Source organism: Paracoccus angustae (genome assembly GCF_042648745.1).
Classification (GTDB): Bacteria; Pseudomonadota; Alphaproteobacteria; order Rhodobacterales; family Rhodobacteraceae; genus Paracoccus; species Paracoccus angustae.
Map to the genome: position 1 here is coordinate 13,685 of NZ_JBHRXY010000028.1, position 21,708 is coordinate 35,392.

A 21,708-nucleotide genomic window follows, 5' to 3' on the forward strand; every position below is an offset into this window, starting at 1 on the left:
CCCTGCCCTTCTTGAAGGAGTCCGCCATGCCCGCCTGGATGACCCACTACCTGACTGTTGCTGCCTGCCTCGACGCGGCACCCTGCCCGCCTGTTCCCGACAGGGAGATGTCCGACGAAGTCTTCCAAGCCCTTGTAGACGGCCGCCTCGACGAGGTCGAGGACCAGATCGAGGAGTTGCCCGAATGGGGGCAGCGCCCGCAGCCTGTGTCTTGCCTGGCGGACGATCCGCTGCGCGCCATCGCGCTTGCCGGCCTGTGTCGGGCGCTGCCCGACTCCGAGGCTATTACCGCGCTGACGGCGGTTGGCACGGTGACCGTCCTGCATTGCCCGCCCGGCACGATGACTGACACGGCGGCGTCGCTGCTTGCGGCGCTGCTGGCGCCGGGCAATGGGCGCCCGCCGGTGCAGATCATCGTGCTGCGCATGCCGGTCGACGCCAAGGCGAAGGACCGTCCGTCTGCCGCTCTTGAGCACGCCATGGCCGCGATCAGCGCGTCTACTACGCCGCATGTCCTGCTGATCGAACAGGGTGTGCCGGTGCCGGGCGAGGTCGCCGCCATGCTGCCCGCGCCTTTGCGGATCGGACCGGTGGACGGGTGGCTGATCGCCGCCGCCCTCAGCCTGCGGGGCGGCGGCGCGGCCAGTCTGCGAAAGCGCCTGCCTGACGACGCCGCCCTGCGCGCGCTGTCGCCGGGCCAGCTGCGCTTCGCCCTGCGCCACCGCATCCGTGACCGGCAGATCGACGAACTGCACCGCCTCGTCCGGTCCAACCGGTCCAACAGTCCAACCTTGGACGACATCGTGGGCTATGGAGAGGCCGAGCAGGCCGCCCGACGACTGGTTTCCGATCTCGCCGTCTGGTCCGCCGGGCGCGCCGCCTGGTCGGACATGACCCGCTCGCTCCTGTTCTGCGGCCCGCCGGGCACCGGCAAGACCTGGCTGGCGCGCGCCATTGCCGCCTCGGCGGGCGTGCCGCTGATCGAGGGGAGTTTCTCGGCCTGGCAGGCTGCCGGGCATTTGGGCCATATGCTGGGCGAGATGCGGGCGAGCTTCGCCGCCGCGCAGGCGGCCGCCCCGGCGATCCTGTTCCTGGACGAGATCGACAGCGCCGGCGATCGCAACAGCGCCGACCGTCATGCCGAGAATTATCGCCGCCAAGTCATCAACAGCCTTCTGGAATTGCTGGACGGCGCCGGCCGCACGCCCGGCGTAATCATTGTCGCCGCCTGCAACGACGTGAAGGCCCTCGATCCGGCCATCCGCCGCCCGGGCCGGATCGACCGGATCGTCGAAGTGCCGCCGCCCGGCCCCGCCGCCATCGTCCACATCCTGGCCGGGCGTCTCGATGGTCATTTGTCGGGCAGGGAGATCGACCGCCTGGCGCGGCGCGCCATCGGGCAAAGCGCCGCCGCGATCGACGGCGCCCTGCGCGAGGCCCGCAGCCGGGCGCGAGCGGACGGTCGCGCGCTGACCGCCACCGATGTCGCCAAGGCTCTGGGACTGGCGCGGGAGGAGCCGGCCATCATCCGGCGGGTGGCGGTCCACGAGGCCGGCCACGCCATCGTCGCGACACTGCTCGCGCGCGGTCGCGTCCACGAGATCCGCGTCGGCATGTCGGGCGGGCAGGTCATGGTGGCGGACCGGGCGCCGCTGCTGACCCGGCGTGATCTTGTCGACCAGCTGACCTGTCTGCTGGCGGGCCGGGCGGCGGAGGAGCTGGTGCTGGGCAACGGCTCCGCCGGTGCCGGGCGGGGAGCGGACAGCGATCTGGCCAAGGCCACGGAGATCGCCCTGAGGCTGGAACTGGTCTACGGCCTCAGTGGCCACAGTCTCGTCCGGGTTCCGGACCCTGCGCGGATGATGATGTCCGACCAGGGCGTGCGGACCCGCGCCGACCGGCGGCTGCGCGCCGCACTGCGCCGCGCCCGGCAACTCCTCGCCGTCGAGCATCTCTGGCTGCGCGACCTTACAGACCGCCTCTGCGCCGAGCGCGTCCTGGTGTTTGGCGAGGAAGGGTTGGACCGGCACAAGCCGGACCCGGAGGCACGCCATGAGCCTTGAGATGGCCCTCTTGGCCGAGGCCCGGGACGAGGCGGCGGTATTGGCCGAGATCCTTGAGTTGATCTTCTGGGCCGCCGAGGGCCTCGGCGACAGCCATGGCGCCGCCCTGGCCCGTGGCGCGATGCTGGCCCGCGACAGGGTGGACCGGCTGCGGGCGCTCCTGCGCCAGATCCAGCCACCATGACGGACAGCCCTTCCCGCCGTCCGCCATCTGTTCGTCAGACGGAAGGATCATCGAGTTCCGCCTCGGCCTCGCGGATCAGCTCCGACAGCGGCGTGCCGAGTCGGGCCGCGAGCTTGGCCATCGTGGTCAGGCTCGGGCCATGCTTGCCGCCTTCGAGGAGCGAGACATAGCGCGGGCTGATCCCTGCGCTGTAGGCCAGTTCCTCCTGCGCGATCCCCCGGGCTGTCCGATGGCGACGAAGCACCCGGGCAAAGGCTGTGACAAGAGGGGCGGCGGAAACGTCCATGCCGAGGATAGACCCGACACAGTCCAAACCAATCCATGAAGTATTTTGTGGATCTGGAAATATTCTATGGATAGAGATCAGGAGATTTCCAGTGTTGCCTCATTCCAATCCGAGAACCGCATGGCTGAGCATTTCCAGAAGGTCTTTCGGCGGGCGCTCCGCCCCGGCCGTCCGCCCGTGCATTCGAGACGGTCCCTTGCGGCCATAGGCGCCTGACACCTTCCGTCCCGCGGCGGCGCCTTTCCCGCTTACCCTCCCACCCTCCTGCCCCTCCGCCAGCGGCCTCTGCCCGCATGCGTTCCCGAAGGATTGCCCCATGAACAAATCCGTCACCGCCCTCCTCGGCTCCGTCGCCACACTGTGTCTTGCCACCTCGGCGCTTGCGGATGAGGCCCGCTACTACACCTCGCAGTCCGTGACCTGCGACGGCCGCAGCCATGTCCTGGAATTGCGTGTCGCCCCGGACGAGGAGCCCAACATCCGCCTGTTCTGGCGCGGGCAGGACAACCGCGTCTCGGGACGGGACTGGCACCTGCCGGCGGAGTTCCTGGAAGGGCAAAGCGTCGTCCTGGACCGGGTTGCGAACTATCCGAAGGCACAGGTGAGCGGCCTGGAAGGCGACGCGCCCACGCTGCAGCCGGCGGGCTTCGACGGCGCCCCCCTGCCGGGTTGCGAGGCCTTCGCCTTTGCGCCGGCGGAGGCACCCCTGGCCCGCTATGAGGCCGTGCTCGCCATGACGGGCGCGCAGAACCCCTCCCCAGCCGATCTTGTCGCCGCGCGCGCCGCCGCCGAGGCGCTGCCCCCGCCTGTCCTCCTGCCGCCCCTGGACCAGCAGAGCAAGCGCCGGGCGGTCCAGGACGGGCTGAAGACGATGGGCAGCCGCATGGTCGAGCGTGCCCGTGCCCTCGCCGGCGAGATCGACGGCGAGGAGGCGGCGGCGCTGCTGCCCGCCATGCGCGACGCCTGGCGCGCCAGCCGGGACCGTGCGGACGCGAAACTCCTGACCGAACTGCAGGACACCCGTGCCCTGGCGCTGCTGGCGGCGGGCCGCGACGTGTCGGTCATGGCCGAGACCGATCCCGCTCGGATTTGCGCGACCGTGGACGGTGTCAGCACCAACATGATGTCGCCGAACCTCAGCATGATCGGCGAGGAAGCCTTGCTCGAGATCGCCTCGGGCATGCCGGTCCAGCACTGGACGCGCGAGTTCGCGCAAGCCACCATGGATCTGTCGCAATCCTGCGCCAGCGACCGGTATGAGACGCTGGTGGCCCAGGCTTGGCCCCGCATCGAGGCGCGCATCGCGGGCATGGACAAGCTGCGCGCGACCATCGGCAGCCTGGCGGCCACCCCCGTCACGTTTGATAGCTACCGTGCGGCCAACTGGCTCAGCCTTGATCCGGCGGCGCTGCGCGACAGCGGTCTTTCGCGCGAGGAGATCGACCGCGTCCTGCGGCCGGCCACCGCGCGTCTCCTCGAGGCCGCCGTCCCGGTGCTGGCGGAGGAACTGGCGCAAGGCGTCACGGACGAGACCGACATCGCCGCGATCACCAGTCACTGCGCGCGGCGCATCGGCGCCGTCATGGCCGGCATGGACACCGCGCTCGCCGCCCGGATCACCCGTGGCTGCGGGGACATCGCCGCCCCGCATCTGACCCGCGTCGGCAAGGCCCGGATCGCCGAGAACGCGGCCCGCGCCGAGGCGGCGGGCGAGAGCTATGAGGATGCCTTGGCGACCGACGGCTACGCGGTCCTGCCGGACTTCGGGCCGCGCCCGGCAGGCGCCGCCTTTGACGCGGCCGTGACTGAACTGAACGCTGTCGCGCAGGAGGCCGAGGCCCGCGTGGCCGAGAAGCGCGCCCGGGTGCTGGCAACGGAGGCCGAGCGCCTGGCGGCGGCCTATGCAGACCTCGAACCGGGTAGTGTGGACTCGGCGGTGCTGCTCAACTGCACCCGCTACCCGGAGGCGCCGCTGCTTGCCGGCCTGCACCGTCAGTGCCAGGAACTGTCCGCAGCATTCCAGCAACAGCATGGCGAGGCCCACTGTGCCCGCCTCTATGACGAAGCCAAGGCAGGCGACGATCTACGCAACGCCGATCTCGACCTGGGCGAGAAGGGCCTCCTTCCGCTGCGCAGGCTCCTTTGCCACCTGCCGGCCGCCGCAACGCTGACCCGGCATGGCGGGCTGTTCCGGGAGACCCGCTACGAGGTGAGCCTGCAGGCCCAAGGCGAGAGCGGCGTGCGGACCCTGACCGGCACCCTGACCGCAGCCGGGGCGCCGGGCGTCTGGCGCATCACCGGGATCGCGCTCGATCCGGGACCGTTGCGCGGCGATCTCGACCCCGACGCGCCCGCCACCCTGGATCTTTGCCTCGCCCATGCCGACCGCTGCGTCGACTGATCCCCCTGCCCGTCCTTTCCGAAGACTTTCCCGAAGACCTTTTTCGATTGTGGAGACACCCATGAAGCCCTTCCTCCTTGCCGCCGCCTTCGCCCTGCCCGCCGCCCTCGCCCAGGCCGAGCCGTATCTGGCCCGCTGCCACATGGGAGAGTGCATCCACTACGACCAGACCTCGCGCCAGGTTGTCGGCCAGGGCAGCGCCGCTGTGCCCGGCGACCTGGTGATGGTCATCCTGCGCCAGGCAGTCTCGGACGATCCCGACACCCCGGCTGGCGGCCTCGACTGGGGCGAACCCTCGCCCGTGCAGGTGTTCTGCAGCGGCAGGCGCCCGGCCTTCATGGCGGGCGACGCCAGCTATACCGCGCTCGACCTGGTCACCCCGGCGGGCGCCACCACACTGATCACCACCATGTATCTGCGCGCCTGCCATCCGGACCTGGGCACCTTCGACGATCCCTTCGCGGCCGCCAGCGATCTCGGCTACCGCGCCACCGAAACCGGCACGTTCCCGGACTTCGCCGCGCTGATCCGCCGCTGAGCGCCCGCGCCACGCCTGTATCGGGGCGGCAGGCCGCCGCCCCATCTTTCGGAAAGGACAGAAAGCATGACTCGCACGCGCATCCTGATCGCCGCCGCCGGCGCCGCTATTCTCCTGATCGCGGTGATTGCCGCCACCGCCCTGTTTCCCGGCGGCCCGCTCAGCCGCAAGGAGATGCGCCTCGTGGACAGCTTCGTGGCGGCCTTCACCGCCTGCATGGACTCCACCGGCAACAGCAACGGCATTAGCCTTGGCGACTGCAACGAAGCCGAACTCCTCAAGACCCAGATTGACGAGGCCGGTCTCTGCATCGACTATAACAACAGCCGACAGGACACCTACGAGGACTTCTACCGGTGTGGAAGTCCGCGATAAAGCAACGGGTTGAGGTGATAGCATAATAGAATTATATTATAGTAGGTATTTATCATGGTAGGATCCTATCACCTCCGCACGTCATCCCAAGATCAGAACTATGATAATAGCAAACTATCGTAATATTATTCTATCATGCGATCACCCCCGGCCGGAGCCAATAGCGTGATGCAACGGCGGCGCCCTCAGCGTCACGGGCACGGTTTATGGCGAAGCTATTATAATATTACACTAGGATGATATTATCTGGGAGACCCGATGAGGGTCATGCCAGAATGATCCCCAACAGGCACAAAAATCTAGCACAATAGATCTCTATAGTAATATTACAATAGTGTAATATAGCGTCCGTGGCACGGCTTGGATCCCAAGCTGCGCCACCGCCACGCCGCCGCAGTTCAGGTCGACCGTCGTCGGGAGAGCTTGATGTGCCGTGTCCCATCATGGCCACGCATCCTGCAACCGCAGGCCAACCTCGCCGATGCATGAACGGACGCGGCAGATCAAGGCAGAGCTTGTCGGCGAGACCAGACAGCAGCGACCCGCGGTCCTCGCGCCCTTTGTCCCGCGGCTGATAAGATGTCCGTGGCATAGGAACGGCAAACGGGTGGCCATGCTCTCCTGCTTGCGGCGCAGAGTCCCGGCAGCGGCCGTTTCCCGATCGTGGTGTTTCGCGGATATCAATTCGCTCGCATGATGTCCCGCGCCGAACATTGTGGAAAACAGGCGGAGACTTTTTCTTTCCGGCGGGAGATAGTCCTCATGACCCGAAGAGGGATAAGATTATCACTAGTAGGTTATAATATAAAATGCCTGACGACGCCGAGAATATCCTTATGGATAATGTGAAAAACGGAAATCCCCGGGCCGTTATCATTCGCCTGGAGGCGGCCAGTTGCAAGGTTTATTCCGGGCAGCGGCGTCACGATCTGCGAATCGGACCGCAGCCGAAATATGTCGACGCCGCGCGCCGCGCGTGCAATCGAACCCTGATGGCATATGCCAAGCCCGCCGATCTGCGGGCCGTCTGCGCGGCGCGGCGGGAACAGCGCATCGTCAAACGGCGCATGAAGTCCAACGCCGCAGTGGCGACGCGGGGCATCATCGGCTTTGGCCATGAGGCCGCGCAGCTCTTCGAAGCCTTGACCCCCGAGCAGCGGGACGCCGCCTTTCAGGAGCTGGCACAGGCCGTTGCCGATCGCTTGAAGACCACGCTCCATGGTTTGGGGTCGCACGGCGACGAGGCCACGATCCACGCCCATTTCGTCCTTGCCGCCGTCGATCTGGACGGTCAGCCGCTCTCGACAACCACCAGACCCGCGGTCATGGCCGAGTTGCAGAGCCTTGCCGCCGAAGTCATGGCCAAGCACTGCCCGGGTGTCGAGCGGGGCCACAGATACGGAGACCGCCTGGCCGCCGGCGCCACCTTCTCCGAGGTGACACACAAATCGGTCCGCCAGTTGCATCGCGAGTTGCCCGGGGATCTCGCCAGGAAGCGCGCGGAACTGGCCGCGCTGACCGAACAAGGCGCCGCTCTTGCGGCGCGGCATGGCGAGATCGAGGGGCAGCTTGCAACCGCCACTGAAACCCTCGCGGCGCTCGGCGCCCGGACTGTGGCCCTGCGGGAGGAAGAACGCGCCGCCGAGGAGATGCTGGCGGAGAAGAGGCTCCTTCTGGCGGTGCTCGACCAAGAGTTGCGCCTGAAGGACGACAGGGCCGTGGCAATGGAAGCGCGCGTCGAGATGGCGCGGGCGGCCGCCGTGCTGGAGACAGAACGTGCCCAGGCCGCGCGGAGGCAGGCGGACGCCGAGGCCCGTCGCGCCGATCAGGAAACCGCCCGCGCCGACCAAGCGGTCGAGCAGCGGACGGAAGCCCTTGCGGTCCGGGACGCCGCCGAACAGGAGCGCCAGGCCGCCGTCGACGCCTGCGCGGAGCTGACCCATGTGACCGAGGATCTCAAGAAAGAAGCTGTCATGGCCATCCGGGCGCGGGATGAGGCCTTCGCCGAGGCCGGGCTGTGGCGGAAGCGTGCGGCAGACATTGCCAAGGCCGTGGTGTCCATCACCCGGGAGATGGTGGCCGGGACGGTGCTTGAACGGGACGGCGCCATCATCGCGGGCGATCCGAGCGCCATGCGATACGATCTGCCCGAGATGAGGCCGGTCATCCGGGCTGCCGCGAAGCAGGGAAGCCGGCTTGCGCAACAGAAAGCGCAATTGCGGCAACAGATCGAGAAGTCTGATAAACAGCGGGCGCTACTCCAGCGGGTTGGCGACGGCCTGATGGGCTGGATCAAGCGCAACAATGTCGACCTGCGCGAAAGCGTGGCTCTCCAAGCGGTCTGCAGGGAAGCCGGGATCCTTCCCAAGCAGGACTACGGGATTGCCGGCCGGGTTTTTCCCCCAAAACGGTCCCCCCGCGAAGGCCTCGGTCCAGGTCCGGCGATAGGCTGACGGTGCGGACGACTTGGGCGGCAGGGTTTCGGGTGCCGCAGTCCAACAGTCCGACAAGTCCAACAGATTTTTTGGCGGCGTACCCTTCGGCGAGGCCGAGGCCGCGCGACACGAAGGCAACTCCCGGCCTACGGCACTGCCGCATAATACGCCCGACCTGGATCGCCAGACGCTCCAGGTCAACAACTGCCCCGTCGTCCGTCTCCCATCCCCCCTCCGTTTGAGAGACGCTATGTCGATAAGGTTAGAGTAATGTATTGAAACAGCTTCCTTTGGTGCTATCTTCCAATAAAACCATACTGGAAACACCAAAGCCATGCTCCACAATGACTTGGATAGCCGGATAATCCGTGATCGGGTCGACCTGATCACCGCCTTCGACGAATGGCAGCGCGTCCGGGCCGAAGCCTTGTCCGACCTGAGCGGCACCATGGGCTATGAGGATCGATCCGGCCGTCAGTATCTTTATCGCCGCACATCACGCAACGGGGTGCGCTCCACCCGCAGTCTCGGCCCGCGTTCGAACGAAACGGATGCGATCCTCGCAGCCTTCACGCGCCGCAAGGCCGAGGCGGAAGGCAGGCTGGCCAGCCTGGCCCAAAGGATCGACCAGCTTGCGGCCGTGATGCGGGCCCTCAACCATCAACGGGTTCCAGGCCTGGCCGCGCGCCTGATCCGGCGGCTCAATGACAGTGATGCCACCGCGCGGTTTCGGATCGTGGGAACGCATGCCCTTTACGCCTACGAGGCGGCGGCATCCGTGACCTTCCAAGGCGAGATGGTCGCGACGGGGGATCTCGACGTGCTTGTCGACGATCGCGCCCCATTGAGGATCGCGATCGATGGAAACCGCAAGGGGTTCGAGGCCTTGGCGAAGTCGGTCGATCAATCGTTCGAGCAGCGGCAGAAAGGTGATTATCGGCTGACCAACAAGGACGGCTTCATGGTGGAGTTCATCCGGCCGGAAGCCCGGCCCGCCCACCGCCGAATGCCCGGTCAGACAAGCCGGATTGAAGGCGATGCCATACCCGCGCCCATTGTCGGTCTCGAATGGCTTGTCTCGGCGCCATCCTTTGCTGCCGTGGCCATCGACGACCGCGGCTACCCGGTGCGCATGACAACGCCGGCCCCCGCTATCTGGGCAGCCCATAAGCTGTGGATGTCAGAACGCGAGGACCGCGACCCCGGCAAGGCCCGGCGCGACAAGATCCAGGCCGAGGCCGTCCTCAATTTGCTTGCGCATCGCCTGCCGCAGGAACAGTTCGACCCAAAACGGCACAGCGCCCTTCCGAAAGCCGTCGCCGATCTGATGGCACGGCATGGCGGGGCGGGAAAGGCAGGAGGCATGACCCCAGGCTGGTAAGTCTCCGCTCACCTATGGGGATCAAGGGGGGGGCGGGCGGGATGACCCTGGCGACCGGTCTGGGGGCTGGCAGTCCAACAAGTCCGACATGTTTTTTCCGCACCACGGCGCACCCAGATTGTCTTTCCATTGTTTCCGTTTCGTCAGATTTTTGACCCACACCTCCACCGTGGTCACCTCGTCGAAGCAGGAGGAGGTTGTCATCTCATTGCAGGTCATGTTGCAGAACTGTTTCGGGCGGCGAATGGCCTCGTCTGCCGAGAGCAGGGTGATCTTCACGGTCGGGTTCGTTTCTGCGCAAAAATCATTGATCGCCGGAGCGCTTGAACCATGGACGGCATTGGCCTTCCGGGATGGCATGGCTCGGTCGGTGAAAGCGTGTGTTCGGAAAGAGACCGCGCAAGCGCGGCTTGGCCTGCTTGAAGCCCCGTCATGAGCCGACTGGAGAACGTTTGGTTCTTGGAGAAGGCAACTATGTGAGGTGATAGCCCGGCCGACGGAACCGTCGTCTGGCACTTTGCTCTTCCGGGTCGACGGCAAGCCGGACCTCCCCTTGCCCTGCCCCAACGACGGAGCGCCGCTCTCCTCGAGCAAGGATCCAATTGCCTGTCCTATGGAACACAGAGCGGAAAATGATCGCCCGACCTGTTTTCTAATGAAAACTTTTAAAGAAGCCGGGCAAAAACGCCCCCTTTGGGCGGATTTCTTCAAGCAAGTTTCGAAATACGAAAAGGACGGAAAGTTGATTATTTTTTCCGGGGAGATGAGCAAGAAATCACGCTTTGAGGAAATCGCATCTCCGCGAGGCGAGATTACCGTCGACAGCCTAAGTATCGAAGAAATTGCGGAGCCAATTCGAATGTGGCATCCGAAGGTAGAGTGCGAAACACCTTGGCTGGCGCTCCTTGTATACCGGGCCTGAACGGTGGCAAGGCATCCTTCATGTTTGCGTCTTCGTCTCCCGCAGCCAGGATGACCATCGCTGAGGCAACGTGTCTCCCCGCCATCACCCATACACCAGTTCGGGGCACACAGCCTCCCAGACCTCCCGGCGCAGATGGGCGCGGAACTCCTCCTTGTTATCAGTTTTCCGCCACCGCACCACGGCGCCGACCTCTCCCCGCAAGAACTTCAGACCCGCTGGCGGGGACCATGTCCGTGCCATACGCCCCAGAGCACGTCCCCGGGCATCGTGGATCAGCCAGGCTCCTCCCTCGTTCACCACCCGCACGGGATCGCCGACCTGGGCTTCCGCGATCGCCCGCAGCGAGGGATGATCCGCAGGCAGACGCCCTGCCCAGGACAGATCCACGGCCTTCAAGCTGGGCATCTGATACTGCAGGGTCGCCACCACCACATCACCAGATTGCGGCGGAGCCTTCCGCCAGAGCAGAGGCTCTCCGCCCTGCAGCAGGAATGGATGCGCGCCGCTCGCCATGATGCAGAGGCTGCGCCGCGCCCGTGTCATGGCGACGTAGAACAGGCGCCGGGGCGCATCGGCATCCTCCCCTCGGGATGGAGCCTCCCAGCCACCGTTCAGGATCACCACATCGTCGAACTGCAGCCCCTTGGCGCGGTGCGCCGTCAGAAGCAGCAGACCCCGCTGTTCGCTGCGGGTGTCACGCGCCCATTCGGCAAACCACTCGATGAGATCGGGAACCGGCATGGTCTTGTCGGCGAGTTCGCGGGCCAGCGCGGCAATCCCCTCGGCGATCAGGTCGGTCCAGCGGTTGGCCGGCAGCGTGTTCACGGCCTCGACCAGATCGCGGATGCCGAGAAGACGCGCGGGATCGCGCCGCAGGACCTCGATGAAGCCCTGCATTTCGCGCAGGCGCCAGACGCTGGGCGGGCTCTCGTTGGCCATCTCCACCGGCAGCCCCAGAGCTTCGGCATAGGCGCGCACCGGGGCAAGCCGCCGCCAGTCGCGCGAGATGATCGCCGCGCGTGACCAACTCCAGTCCGGGTCCAGGCGTGACAGGCGCACGAGTTCATCCACCGCCGCGATCGCCTGCGCGACATCGCCTCCCGGACAATCCAGCACCTGCACGCGGCCGTGCGCGACAGGATCGAGCCTGGCCATCTCGCCGCCGGGCGGATCCTTCCGGCGCCTCCGATCCACGCTGATGGCGTGTTCGGCCTTCATCCGGTCCCTGGCCGGGGCAATGACGGCATTCGCCGCCTCGATGATGTGGCGGGTGGAGCGGTAGTTCTCGACCAGGAACTCAGGCCGCGCCCGGTAGTCCGTCTCGAATTGCCGGATGAAGCGGATGGAGGCGCCCGCGAAGGCATAGATGTTCTGGTCGTCATCGCCGACCGCGAACAAGCTGAGCCGCAGGTCGGGATCTTCTAGAGACCGGCCGGCCACGGCGGCGATCAGGGCGTATTCCTCGGGTCCGATATCCTGGTATTCGTCCACCAGGATCCAGCGGTAGCCCTGGATCAGCGTTTCGCGCTGCGCCTCCGCCTCCGCCTTGCTCAATCCCTCGCCGTTCAGAAGGCGCACGGCCTCCCTGATGATGCCGTCGAAGTCATAGGCCTCTGTCGCAGCCCCGGCGAAGCTGGCGCCGACCAGTCGCATGGCGAGCGCATGGCAGGTCGAGATCGTCACCTGGCTCGCATCGTCACCGATCAGGTGGCGCAGGCGCGCCCGGACCTCGGCGGCGGCGTGGCGGTTATAGGTCAGCACCAGAATGCCGCGTGGGTCCTCGCGCCGGACGCGGATCAGATAGGCGATGCGATGGACCAGCACGCGCGTCTTGCCCGAGCCGGGTCCCGCGAGCACCAGAACGCTGGTCTGCTCCCGGTCATCGGCGACGATCTTCTGCTGCACGGGGTTGTCCAGGGCCTCGACAATGGTCTTCCAGGACGTGCCTGTGGTCTGGCGGCGGATCTCCGCGGCCTTGCCGGGCATCCAGCGGCTCAGGAAAGCGTCGCGGTCCAGGACGAAGTAGTCCTCCGACAAGCGCGAGGCCTGCTCCATCGCGACAAGCCCGGTTTCGGCATAGGCGGCCATGACATGGGTCTGGACGGTCTGCTCGCCGTAATGCTCCTCCAGGGGGAGGAAGTCCTTCTGCGTGAAGGCGCCGCCCGCGGCATTCAGATGAACCGTCATGGCGGGCCGGAAGACGGTCAGCCCCTTGCCGAGGCTCACCACCTCCTGTTCGTGAAGCCAGAGAAGGCTGCGTTCCATGAGCTTCGTCATGTCCTTGACGCCACTGGACCGCAGCAGCGCATCGGAGGTCAGCATGGAAAGAAGATCGCCCAAGGTCGTTTCGACCTGAAGGTCCTTGCCCCGGACGCCCTTCGGCACCTTGCCCAGGAGATGGGACAGCAACAGCTCGGCCGCCTGCCTGCGGATCAGGGCCGTCTGGTCGAGCACCTGCCAGGAGCGTTGCAGCGTCACCAGCAGTGTGTCGCGCGACACCTTGCGGACCCGCAGGCTCCCGCGTCCGCCGTCCTGGTCTCGCCCGTCGCGGCCCATGCCCCGCACCAGCTTTTCGACGATGTCCGGGCGGACACTGGTATGGCCCCCGTCGCGAAGGGTCTGGCAGGCGACCGGCAGGTTCAGGGGGATGCCTCCTGCCCCTTCGGCATCCGGGGCCGCCTCGCGCAGCACCGTGATCAGGTCGCGCTCGAGGGCGGAGGCCAACTCGAAGCGTTGCCGCGACTGCCCCTCGACCCCGGAATGGACAAACACCGTCACCGCCACGTCGTTGCGCGCGATGCCCATCGCTTCCAGATCGGCCAGGGCCTTGTTCAGCGCCCCACCCGTGAGGCCGCTCACTCCGCTCAGCTCGTCGGTCGAAATACCCATGTCCCTGGGCGCGTTCATCAGGTGGCGCACGATATCCAGAAGCTGCTTGCGCCGTGTCCCGGTCACCTCCGCCTTGACCAGGATGGCCTCCGCCTCGGCCAGCGTGCGGACCCGCAGCGAGGACGGAAACACCTGCACCCTGTTTTCCTCGCGCGACAGGAGCGCGGCCTCTTCGAGCCAGGATACGGCCGTCTTGACCCGGGTGTCGTCCGTGGCGCCATCGCGCTCGAACTCCTGCTCGCGCTCGGCCCGCACGATCTCGGCGGACGTGGCCACCACCTTGCCGGTCTTGCGCGTCCGCTCGTCCAGGCGGCGCAAAGCCTTCAGGATGGCGCCGATCTCGTGCCGTGCCAGGCGGGATCGCGCGGAAAGCGAGAACTGCCGCTCCACATCCTCGGCGGCGAACAGCAGCACGCAGTTGGCGTGATCGCGGTCCCGGCCCGCGCGCCCGGCTTCCTGGAGATAGTTCTCGAGCGAGCCGGGGATGTCGCCATGCACCACCAGCCGGATGTCGGGCTTGTCGATCCCCATCCCGAAGGCGTTTGTGGCAGCGATGATCCGCAGTTCGCCCACCCGGAAGCGCTCCTGGATGTCGCGCTTCTCGTCCGGCGGCAGACCCGCGTGGAAGTGCTCCGCCGAGAGCCCCTGCTGCTTGAGAAAGCCTGCCACCCGCTCTGTCTCGCCCCGCGTGGCGCAATAGACGACAGCACCCGAGGCGCCCTCCCGCGGCAGCTTCGCCTCGATCACGTCTAGGATGTCGGCAAGCTTGGTGCCCTTCTGCGTGGGGCGCACCTCGAAGCTCAGGTTGGTGCGCACGGCACCGCCATCGAGGAGCAGAAGCTCGACCCCAAGGCGAGACTGGAAGTGGTCGCGGATGTCACGCACGACCTCGGGCTTGGCGGTGGCGGTCAGGCACAGGACCGGCGGAGGCGGTGCGTCCCCGGCACTTTCCTTGATGAAGCGGCCGACATAGCGGTAATCGGGGCGGAAATCGTGGCCCCATTTCGAGACGCAATGCGCCTCGTCCAGAACCCAGAGGCCGATCTCCCGCTGCGCCAGCACCGAGCGGACCGACGTGCTGCGCAACTGTTCGGGCGAGATCAGCAGCATGGCCGCCTCGCCCATCCGCACCTTGTCGAGCGCGTCCTGCCGCTCTGGCATCGACAGCATGCCGTTCACGGTGACCGCCGCCGAGATGCCGGCCCGCTCCATCCCCTGGACTTGATCGGCCATCAGCGCCACCAGGGGCGAGATCACCACCGTCAGCGCCCCGGTCTTCTCGAACTTCGAAAGCGCGGGGATCTGGTAGCAGACGGACTTGCCCGTTCCTGTCGGCAGGATGCCGAGGATGCTGGCGCCCTGCATCGCCTCGTCGACGATCCGCTCCTGGAGCGGGCGGCCTGCCTCGTCGACCGGCTGTAGTCGGAAGGCCCCGAAGCCGAACCACTGCGACAGAGCGCGGACCGGATCGTTCTTTTCCCGGCACCAGCCGCAGGCCTGATCCTCGCAAGCGGTATCGCGCAGCTGCCGGACGATAAGCGCGGCGTCGCGGAACTGCGCCCGCACCCAAGGCGGCATCACGGAGTCTCCACCTGCGACCAGGATCCAGGACAGCGCATAGGCCGCAGGCCACCCGAGCTGGGGACTGGCGATCCGCTCAAGCACCTCTGCGATCCGCTGACCGCAGGCGCGGTTCGTCAGAAGCCGGAGGATCGCCTCACAAGCTGCCGCATGGGTTGGAGCATCGGCACCCCTGACGTGGCGGAACACGGCATCGAAGCCGGCCGCGTTCTCCATCCGGGTGGTCAGGTAGTGATAGGCTGCGACCGCGTCCGGCTCCTCGCCGTTCAGCCGCTTGAGGGCAGCGAGCTGATTGTCGAGAACCTGGAAGACAAGCCTCGCATCCAGTTCCGGGTCGTTGACATGGCCCGCCTGCAGTCGCCCGTCGTGGTAGTGCTTGACCAGGTGGTGATAGGGGTTGCGCGGGAAGGCTAGCGGATTGAGCCACAGGGTGTCTATCGGGGACCGGGTAAGCCTCGCGAGCCGTGGCCGGGCCGCCACCAGATGCGGCAGATCGTGGCGAAGGATGTTGTGACCGAGGAGGTGACCGACATCGGCCAACGCCGTCTCCAGCCGATCCAGAGCGAGTTCCGAGTCCCGGCCCTGGGTCAGGATGGCTGGCCAAGTGTCGTGCCGGACAGCGGCAAGAGCAAAGATTCGGGCGGTTTTCGGATCGACTTCCAGATCAACCGACAGGCAACGGTGCAGAAATGATCCGGGCAGGTCGGGCATGGTCAAATGAAGGTCCGCAGGTCGGTCGGAGCGGTGAACGATCATCACCAGGACGACACAAGATCGTCAATATTCATTTAAGGCGTGAGACAATGCAACTCTAGCAGGTCCTTTGCTGAGGATAGGCGATCCTTTGCATGCGTAACAGGAGCATTCCGATATGCCCGTCGGCAAAAGAGAAAGCCCCGGCTCATCGAGCCGAGGCTATGCCGAATTGATCGGCCTTCCCATTTCAATCCACAAGCCCCGAGGGGCTGGGCCGTCCATCCCCACATGCATGGGGCAAATCCACCTATTCGGTGGCAGCTAGAACAGAAGGCATAGGCCCTTTATCATTCTAAGCCGCCTATTCGGCGGAAAACATCCTCGGTCCAATCCAAAGATCGGAACTTGGAACATCCCCACATGCATGGGGCAAGCCAGAGGCGACACTAGGTAAGTCGGGCTTTCGCAAGGCTTATCTCGATGCGCTTGGCATAAGAGAGTTATAATGCTTCTGATTCCAATTGTCAATCACGAAGAACAGCAATTTCAACAAATTCCTCATATGATCTGTCTGTCAACATTGTTTGTTGCTAAGAGGCACGTTGAGAACGGTCGAGCCATTTTCTGCGTCACGTTCAAGTCGCACTATGGGCCGTCTGTTACCCGATCTCGCAGCTTCCGCAGACATGAAATAGAGCCCTTACGCCAGAATGGCTATCGTGTTCCTTTGCACTCCCAAGTCTTGCACCGTTCCCACCGTCATTCAGAAGCTATGAGGCTCGAGGGCAGTCGGAACGTTTCTTTAATGACGCTCAGGCTCTGGTGCTCCACATGGCCATGCGCCACGGGAGGATGGAAGGTTTCAATGGAAGCTTCATTCGCTGGTGCGCCAAACCACCTTGCTTGCATGCGGTGCTGCCACTGCGCAGTCGGCCTTGACACCCTGAGCGGCGCCCTACTTATTGCCGCCATTCATATTCAAACCACTGTTAGACAATTAAAGACCGATTAAAATCTCCCGGTCCGAGACACTGAGCGAACAACCATGGCAAGACGGCCCTATGTGAACAAATCGATCTTCGACCTGGAGGCGATTTTCGAGCGGTCGCAGAACGATGCCGGTGAACTTGGCCGCCTGTCCGCCGAACTGACCTTCCGAAACACAGCCAGGGCGCGGTCTCTGGCAGGGAGGATCGAGAAGGCCGTGGCCGAACTTGCCCGTCAAAGGGTCGTGCCCATGGCGGTCTCTGGCGTGTCGACCCATCCCTCCCATCCAGCGCCGACACCATCATCCACGGTCACGCCAGCCGAAGGACAGGCCAAGGTTGTGCCCCTGCGCCCCAAGGCTGCCGACGCCGCCCACGGGCGGCAGCAGCCGGGCGACGAGCCTCTCGATCTGGGTCCGCTTCACGCCTTCACGCCTTCCGGGAAGCCGAACGATGCGCAGGCAATCCTGGCGGCCTGGACCGCCCTCGAGGCGCTGTCGCCCCAAAGCTACAAGCTCCCCGAGGACATGGCGTCCGGCGACCGGTCCCGGGTCACTCTGCTGGAGCGGGGCGTCCCATGGGGCCCGCATGCCCGCAGCAAGCCCAATCACCGGCTGTATTTCGAGGTCGTCCTTGGCGCTATTGCCTTGGACGAGGCCACTGACGAGTTGGTCAAGGTTTTCGGCGAGGACGAGGAACGGTCGCGTCCCGATGGCAGGCGGGCCGCCATCGGTTCCATCCTGATCGACAGCAAGGGTTTTCTTCTCGAGGAGAAGGGCCTTGCGGTGTCCAGCTTCGCTTGGGCGCTGAGACCCGCCTTGGACCTCCAACTGGGAGGTCTTGGGGCTTGGCCGAAGGTCGAAGGTCGCATCATCGAGCGCCTCGACCGGATGGTCCGCCGCCATGACAACGATGGGAAGCCAATCCCTCTCGATCTGGAGATCGTTCACAGGGCGCATCACTGGCTCGTTTCGCAGTTTGGCATACCGGCGCATCTGGTCGAGCCGCCCACATTCGCCTTCAAGGTCTTCCATCACTTCAAAGCGAAGACGCCGCCAGAACCCTCGCTGCTAAATTCATTCTATCTCGAGGATATCGGCAAGGCCTCGGACCTGATCAGCACAGGAAAGGCCGGGGCTGGCTTGCGGCGCTACCTGGGAGTGGAAAGACCCGGTGAGAAGCTCGATGTGCTGTCACCCCCCTCGGCCATTGAGCCGTTCGTGGCACCCGCGCGCACGCCCCCGGCGCGCTGGCCTTCCCCGGGCGGCCATCCCTTGGTCTTGCTGCAACAGGCGGCGGTGAACGCTGCTCGCGGGGACCTGGGGACCAGTCCGGGCATTGTGGGTGTCAATGGACCACCCGGGACGGGAAAGACCACGTTGCTCCGGGATATCGTCGCGGGTTGCGTTCTGGATCGTGCGGCCGCGATGGTCCGCTTCAACAAACCGCAGGACGCGTTTGCGACGACCGGCCAGAAGCTGGCATTCGGTTCCAACGCCTTTCTGCACTTCTATCGGCTTGATGCGTCGTTGAAGGGCCACGAGATCGTCGTCGCTTCCTCGAACAACAAGGCGGTCGAGAACGTCAGCAGGGAGCTTCCGCTCAAGGACGCCAATGGCCGTCATGAGCAGATGGCCTATTTCCGGTCCATCAGCGACCTGATCGCGAACCCCAGGCGTGCCGGTTATGTCGAAGCGGAAGGGGATGACGCCACAGAGCCCGTCGAGACCTGGGGCCTGATCGCCGCCGCGCTTGGCAATGGCCGCAATCGCAGCGCGTTCCAGCAGGGCTTCTGGTGGAACGAGGACGGGGGCTTTCTGACCTACCTGAAGGCCGCCCGTGGCATGGACGTCCTGCGCGAGATCAAGGACGAGAGGACCGGCGAGATCCTTGATCGCGTGATGCCCAGCGTGGTCATCCATGAGCGTCCAAGCACCAACGAGGCGGATGCCGCTTCCGCCTGGCGCAAGGCCAGGGCCGGCTTTCTCAAGCTCAAGAAGCTGGTGGATGCCGAAATCGCCGGCATCGACGGAATGCGGCGGGACATCCGCGCGCTCAAGGATGCGATCCTCGACCTTTGGAACCTTGAACAACGCCGCCCGGAACTCGATGGCGCCGTGATCCGCGCACGCCAGGCTGCCGAACTGCGCCGCCAGGAACAGCAGGCGGCAACGGCGCAGGCGGCCCGAGACAAGACATTGCTCGATGGGCATCTGGCGGGCCGGCCGGGATTCCTGGCCCGGCTGTTTGGCCTTACATCCTGGAAAGCATGGTGTTTGGCCCGGCAATCCCTCACGGATGCCTTACAGCGGGCGGCCCGGCAGGCAAGGGTCGCGGATGATGCCATGGCACAGGCCACGTCCGAGTGGGACAGCGCCCAAGCCCGTTTGCGACAGGTGGACCATGACATATCCGCCAAGCAGCAAGCGGTTATGCAACTGAACGCTGCGGCAGCGGCGGCGCGGGACCGCGTGGGCGACAGGGTCATCGACGAGGTCTTTTTCGACCGGGAGCATGAGGTCATCCATCTGACGGCGCCTTGGCTTCCGGATGATGTCCATCGCATGCGCGAGGATTTGTTCGCAGCTGCCCTGGCGGTGCATAAGGCCTTTATTGACGCGACGGCCAATCGCCTGCAGCACAACCTGGGTCTGCTGATGTCGGCCATGACGGCTGGCGCCTTGCAATCGTCCGCGCACCGCGACCTGCTCCCTGATCTCTGGGCGAGCCTCTTCATGGTGGTGCCGGTCGTCTCCACGACATTCGCCTCGGTGCGGACCATGTTCGGAGATCTGCCTCCCGAAAGCATCGGTTGGCTGCTGGTCGATGAAGCGGGACAGGCCGTGCCGCAAGCCGCGGTCGGAGCGATCATGCGGGCCAGGCGGACCGTTGTGGTGGGTGATCCACTGCAGATCCCGCCGGTGGTTTCGCTTCCCGAAAAGCTGAACGCCGAGATCTGCAAGTTCTTCGACATCGACCAGGCGGAGTGGTCGGCGCCCTCGGCATCGACGCAGACATGTGCGGATCGAGCGTCGCGCTTCAGGTCTACGTTTGCGACAGACATCGGTAATCGGGAGGTCGGCTTGCCCCTCCTCGTTCACCGGCGCTGTCAAAACCCAATGTTCGATGTCTCGAACACCATCGCCTACGCCGGCCAGATGGTCCATGCGGTTACACCCAAGTCTCCCGGTCCCATCGGGTTGGTCTTGGGACCCTCGCGCTGGATCGACATCAACAGCGATGCCGAGACAAAATGGTGTCCCGGCGAAGGCGAGGCCGTCGTGCGGATGCTTTGGCAACTGGCCGCGTCGGACGTGACCAACCCGGACCTGTTCATCATCACGCCCTTCAAGATCGTCGAGCAGGAAATGCGCAGGCGTCTGGACCGGGAAGCCGACCTGCTGCGGGCGTTCGGCGTTGAGGCAGACACATGGAGCCGAGATCGTGTTGGCACCATCCACACGTTTCAGGGCCGTGAGGCGGACACGGTCATCCTGCTGCTGGGAGCGCCGAAAGCCAGCCAGCACCGAGCCCGGCAGTGGGCGGCGAGCCCGCCTAACATCATCAATGTCGCGGTTTCCCGCGCCAAGCAGAACCTCTATGTGGTGGGTTCTGCGGCCGCATGGGCGGGAGCGGGAACCAGCCTGCAGGTTCTGCAGCAAGAATTGACGCAATCGGCATGACCTAGAGAAGCGGGGTCCAGGTCTGTTGTGTTCGGCCCATACCTGCCGTTCGTAGCGCGTGCAGATGCCGCGCTCTATCTGCCAGTTGATCTCTCGCCGGAGGTAGGTTCCAGTGCCGCTGGCAGCGGCAAAGTGAACGCAATGTTATGCCCGACAATGGAGACCGCCGCACCGCTAGGCTTGATGCACCACTACCTTCCGCCAACCTTGGTGAGCGCCTTGACTATCACATTGGCTTTTGAGCATTTGCAAAGAAATGGTCGAGATGCGACATAGTTTTTGGCCTGAGTGATGGGGGGAGGCGCAGTAGGATGCAGGTGGGCAACTATCCCTCCACGCCCAACGACGGTGCGTTTGCGACTGTCCAACACGCCGCCCCCATCGACGCTCCGACAAGTTGGCCTGGCGCCAACGCGCGCCTTCTCGGCCTAGGTCAGGGCCTGCCGGTCAATCCCCTCGACCGGCTGGGCCTCTTCAGCGCCGTCGAGTTCGAACGCTTCATCCTCGAATGGGCCGAAGGCTATCTGAAGCAGGTGGTGCCCGGCGTCGACAATGTGCAGCAGCGTGGCGGAGCTGGAGACAAGGGCCGCGATATTGTCGTCTGGTTCGGTGCTCCCGGGACACCAGAGCGTCACTGGAAGCTTTACCAAGCGAAGCGCTACGCATCCCCGATAGGCCCCGGCATCGCGGCCGGGGAGATCGCTAAGGTCCTGTTCTACGCACATAACGGCGACTACTCCCTCCCTTCGGAATACTGGTTTGTCACCCACAAAGGTGTCACCGGCGACTTGCAAGATCTGATCGACGAGCCGGCCAAGCTGAAGGCTCACCTCATTAAGAATTGGGACGAGCAATGCGCGAAGAAGATCACGTCAAAGAAGACGATCGCGCTGGATGGAGTGTTCCGTGACTTTGTGGAACAGCTGGACTACTCGTTCGTGCGAGTTAAGCAGCCGTTGGAACTGATCGCCGAGCACGGGCAGACACGCTATCACCCTCTCGTCTTCGGGGCCCCGTTAATCGAGCGTCCCAAGCCCGCTGATCCGCCATCGCAGGTGGCGGAAAAGGAACGCCTCTACGTTCGACGTCTTTTCGACGTTATCTCTGAGATGACCGGCGAAGTAGTTAACGGCGAGGCTGATTTTGCGAGCACTGCCGCGCCACGCCGTCTCTTCGAGCGTTCGCGCCTATCGTTCTATAGCGCCGAAGTGTTAATTTCCACCCAGAAGTGACCCAGGTTTTCCATCGAGAACTGACCCACCTTTGATTATGGTTTTTGGGTCAT

Annotated in this window: 13 protein-coding genes; 11 read left to right on the forward strand and 2 right to left on the reverse strand. The window is 64.9% G+C overall.

Translation table 11 applies throughout. The annotated features are described in order from the left end of the window. Nucleotides 1-26 precede the first annotated feature (26 nt). Nucleotides 27-2,063 carry an AAA family ATPase gene (locus tag ACFOM8_RS18455; RefSeq protein ID WP_377763677.1) on the forward strand — a complete coding sequence of 679 codons (2,037 nt, stop codon included), beginning with the start codon at nt 27-29 and terminating at the stop codon, nt 2,061-2,063. Continuing rightward, complete coding sequence (locus tag ACFOM8_RS18460; protein ID WP_207465266.1) at nt 2,053-2,247, forward strand: hypothetical protein; 195 nt, start codon at nt 2,053-2,055, stop codon at nt 2,245-2,247. Before ACFOM8_RS18455 ends, ACFOM8_RS18460 begins: the two co-directional genes overlap by 11 nt. Before the next feature lie 34 nt (nt 2,248-2,281). Here ACFOM8_RS18460 and ACFOM8_RS18465 read toward each other — a convergent pair whose 3' ends face one another. Then, nucleotides 2,282-2,491, reverse strand: a complete 210-nt coding sequence (locus tag ACFOM8_RS18465; RefSeq protein WP_341351550.1) for a helix-turn-helix domain-containing protein — start codon at nt 2,489-2,491, stop codon at nt 2,282-2,284. 358 nt (nt 2,492-2,849) lie between these two features. Between ACFOM8_RS18465 and ACFOM8_RS18470 the strand changes: the two genes are divergently transcribed. The 7 genes from ACFOM8_RS18470 to ACFOM8_RS18500 all read left to right on the forward strand — a co-directional run bounded on the left by ACFOM8_RS18470 (nt 2,850) and on the right by ACFOM8_RS18500 (nt 10,585). Next, nucleotides 2,850-4,934, forward strand: a complete 2,085-nt coding sequence (locus ACFOM8_RS18470; RefSeq protein ID WP_377763679.1) for a hypothetical protein — start codon at nt 2,850-2,852, stop codon at nt 4,932-4,934. A gap of 61 nt (nt 4,935-4,995) precedes the next feature. Then, nucleotides 4,996-5,472 carry a hypothetical protein gene (locus tag ACFOM8_RS18475; RefSeq protein ID WP_377763680.1) on the forward strand — a complete coding sequence of 159 codons (477 nt, stop codon included), beginning with the start codon at nt 4,996-4,998 and terminating at the stop codon, nt 5,470-5,472. 66 nt (nt 5,473-5,538) lie between these two features. Beyond that, entirely contained in the window at nt 5,539-5,847 is a 309-nt protein-coding gene (locus ACFOM8_RS18480) for a hypothetical protein (protein ID WP_207465273.1), read from the forward strand. Nucleotides 5,848-6,656: 809 nt separating this feature from the next. Then, the gene (locus ACFOM8_RS18485; protein WP_207465275.1) at nt 6,657-8,300 is read left to right on the forward strand and encodes a plasmid recombination protein; all 1,644 of its coding nucleotides are present in this window, start codon (nt 6,657-6,659) and stop codon (nt 8,298-8,300) included. Between the two features lie 316 nt (nt 8,301-8,616). Then, nucleotides 8,617-9,663, forward strand: a complete 1,047-nt coding sequence (locus ACFOM8_RS18490; RefSeq protein ID WP_207465276.1) for a GSU2403 family nucleotidyltransferase fold protein — start codon at nt 8,617-8,619, stop codon at nt 9,661-9,663. Between the two features lie 88 nt (nt 9,664-9,751). Then, nucleotides 9,752-10,099 (forward strand): hypothetical protein, encoded by a 348-nt coding sequence (locus ACFOM8_RS18495; RefSeq protein WP_377763682.1) that lies wholly within the window; start codon nt 9,752-9,754, stop codon nt 10,097-10,099. A 177-nt stretch (nt 10,100-10,276) separates the two neighbouring features. Beyond that, nucleotides 10,277-10,585 carry a hypothetical protein gene (locus ACFOM8_RS18500; RefSeq protein WP_377763683.1) on the forward strand — a complete coding sequence of 103 codons (309 nt, stop codon included), beginning with the start codon at nt 10,277-10,279 and terminating at the stop codon, nt 10,583-10,585. Between the two features lie 84 nt (nt 10,586-10,669). Here the strand turns inward: ACFOM8_RS18500 and ACFOM8_RS18505 are convergent, their stop codons facing one another. Next, nucleotides 10,670-15,769, reverse strand: coding sequence for a RecQ family ATP-dependent DNA helicase (locus ACFOM8_RS18505; RefSeq protein WP_377763685.1), 5,100 nt, complete (start codon nt 15,767-15,769; stop codon nt 10,670-10,672). Nucleotides 15,770-16,817: 1,048 nt separating this feature from the next. On the opposite strand from ACFOM8_RS18505, the gene ACFOM8_RS18510 reads away from it, so the two are divergent. Both ACFOM8_RS18510 and ACFOM8_RS18515 read left to right on the forward strand, forming a co-directional pair. Continuing rightward, the gene (locus tag ACFOM8_RS18510) at nt 16,818-20,423 is read left to right on the forward strand and encodes a DEAD/DEAH box helicase (RefSeq protein WP_377763687.1); all 3,606 of its coding nucleotides are present in this window, start codon (nt 16,818-16,820) and stop codon (nt 20,421-20,423) included. 311 nt (nt 20,424-20,734) lie between these two features. Then, nucleotides 20,735-21,655 (forward strand): hypothetical protein, encoded by a 921-nt coding sequence (locus ACFOM8_RS18515; RefSeq protein WP_377763689.1) that lies wholly within the window; start codon nt 20,735-20,737, stop codon nt 21,653-21,655. The last annotated feature ends 53 nt before the right edge of the window (nt 21,656-21,708 follow it).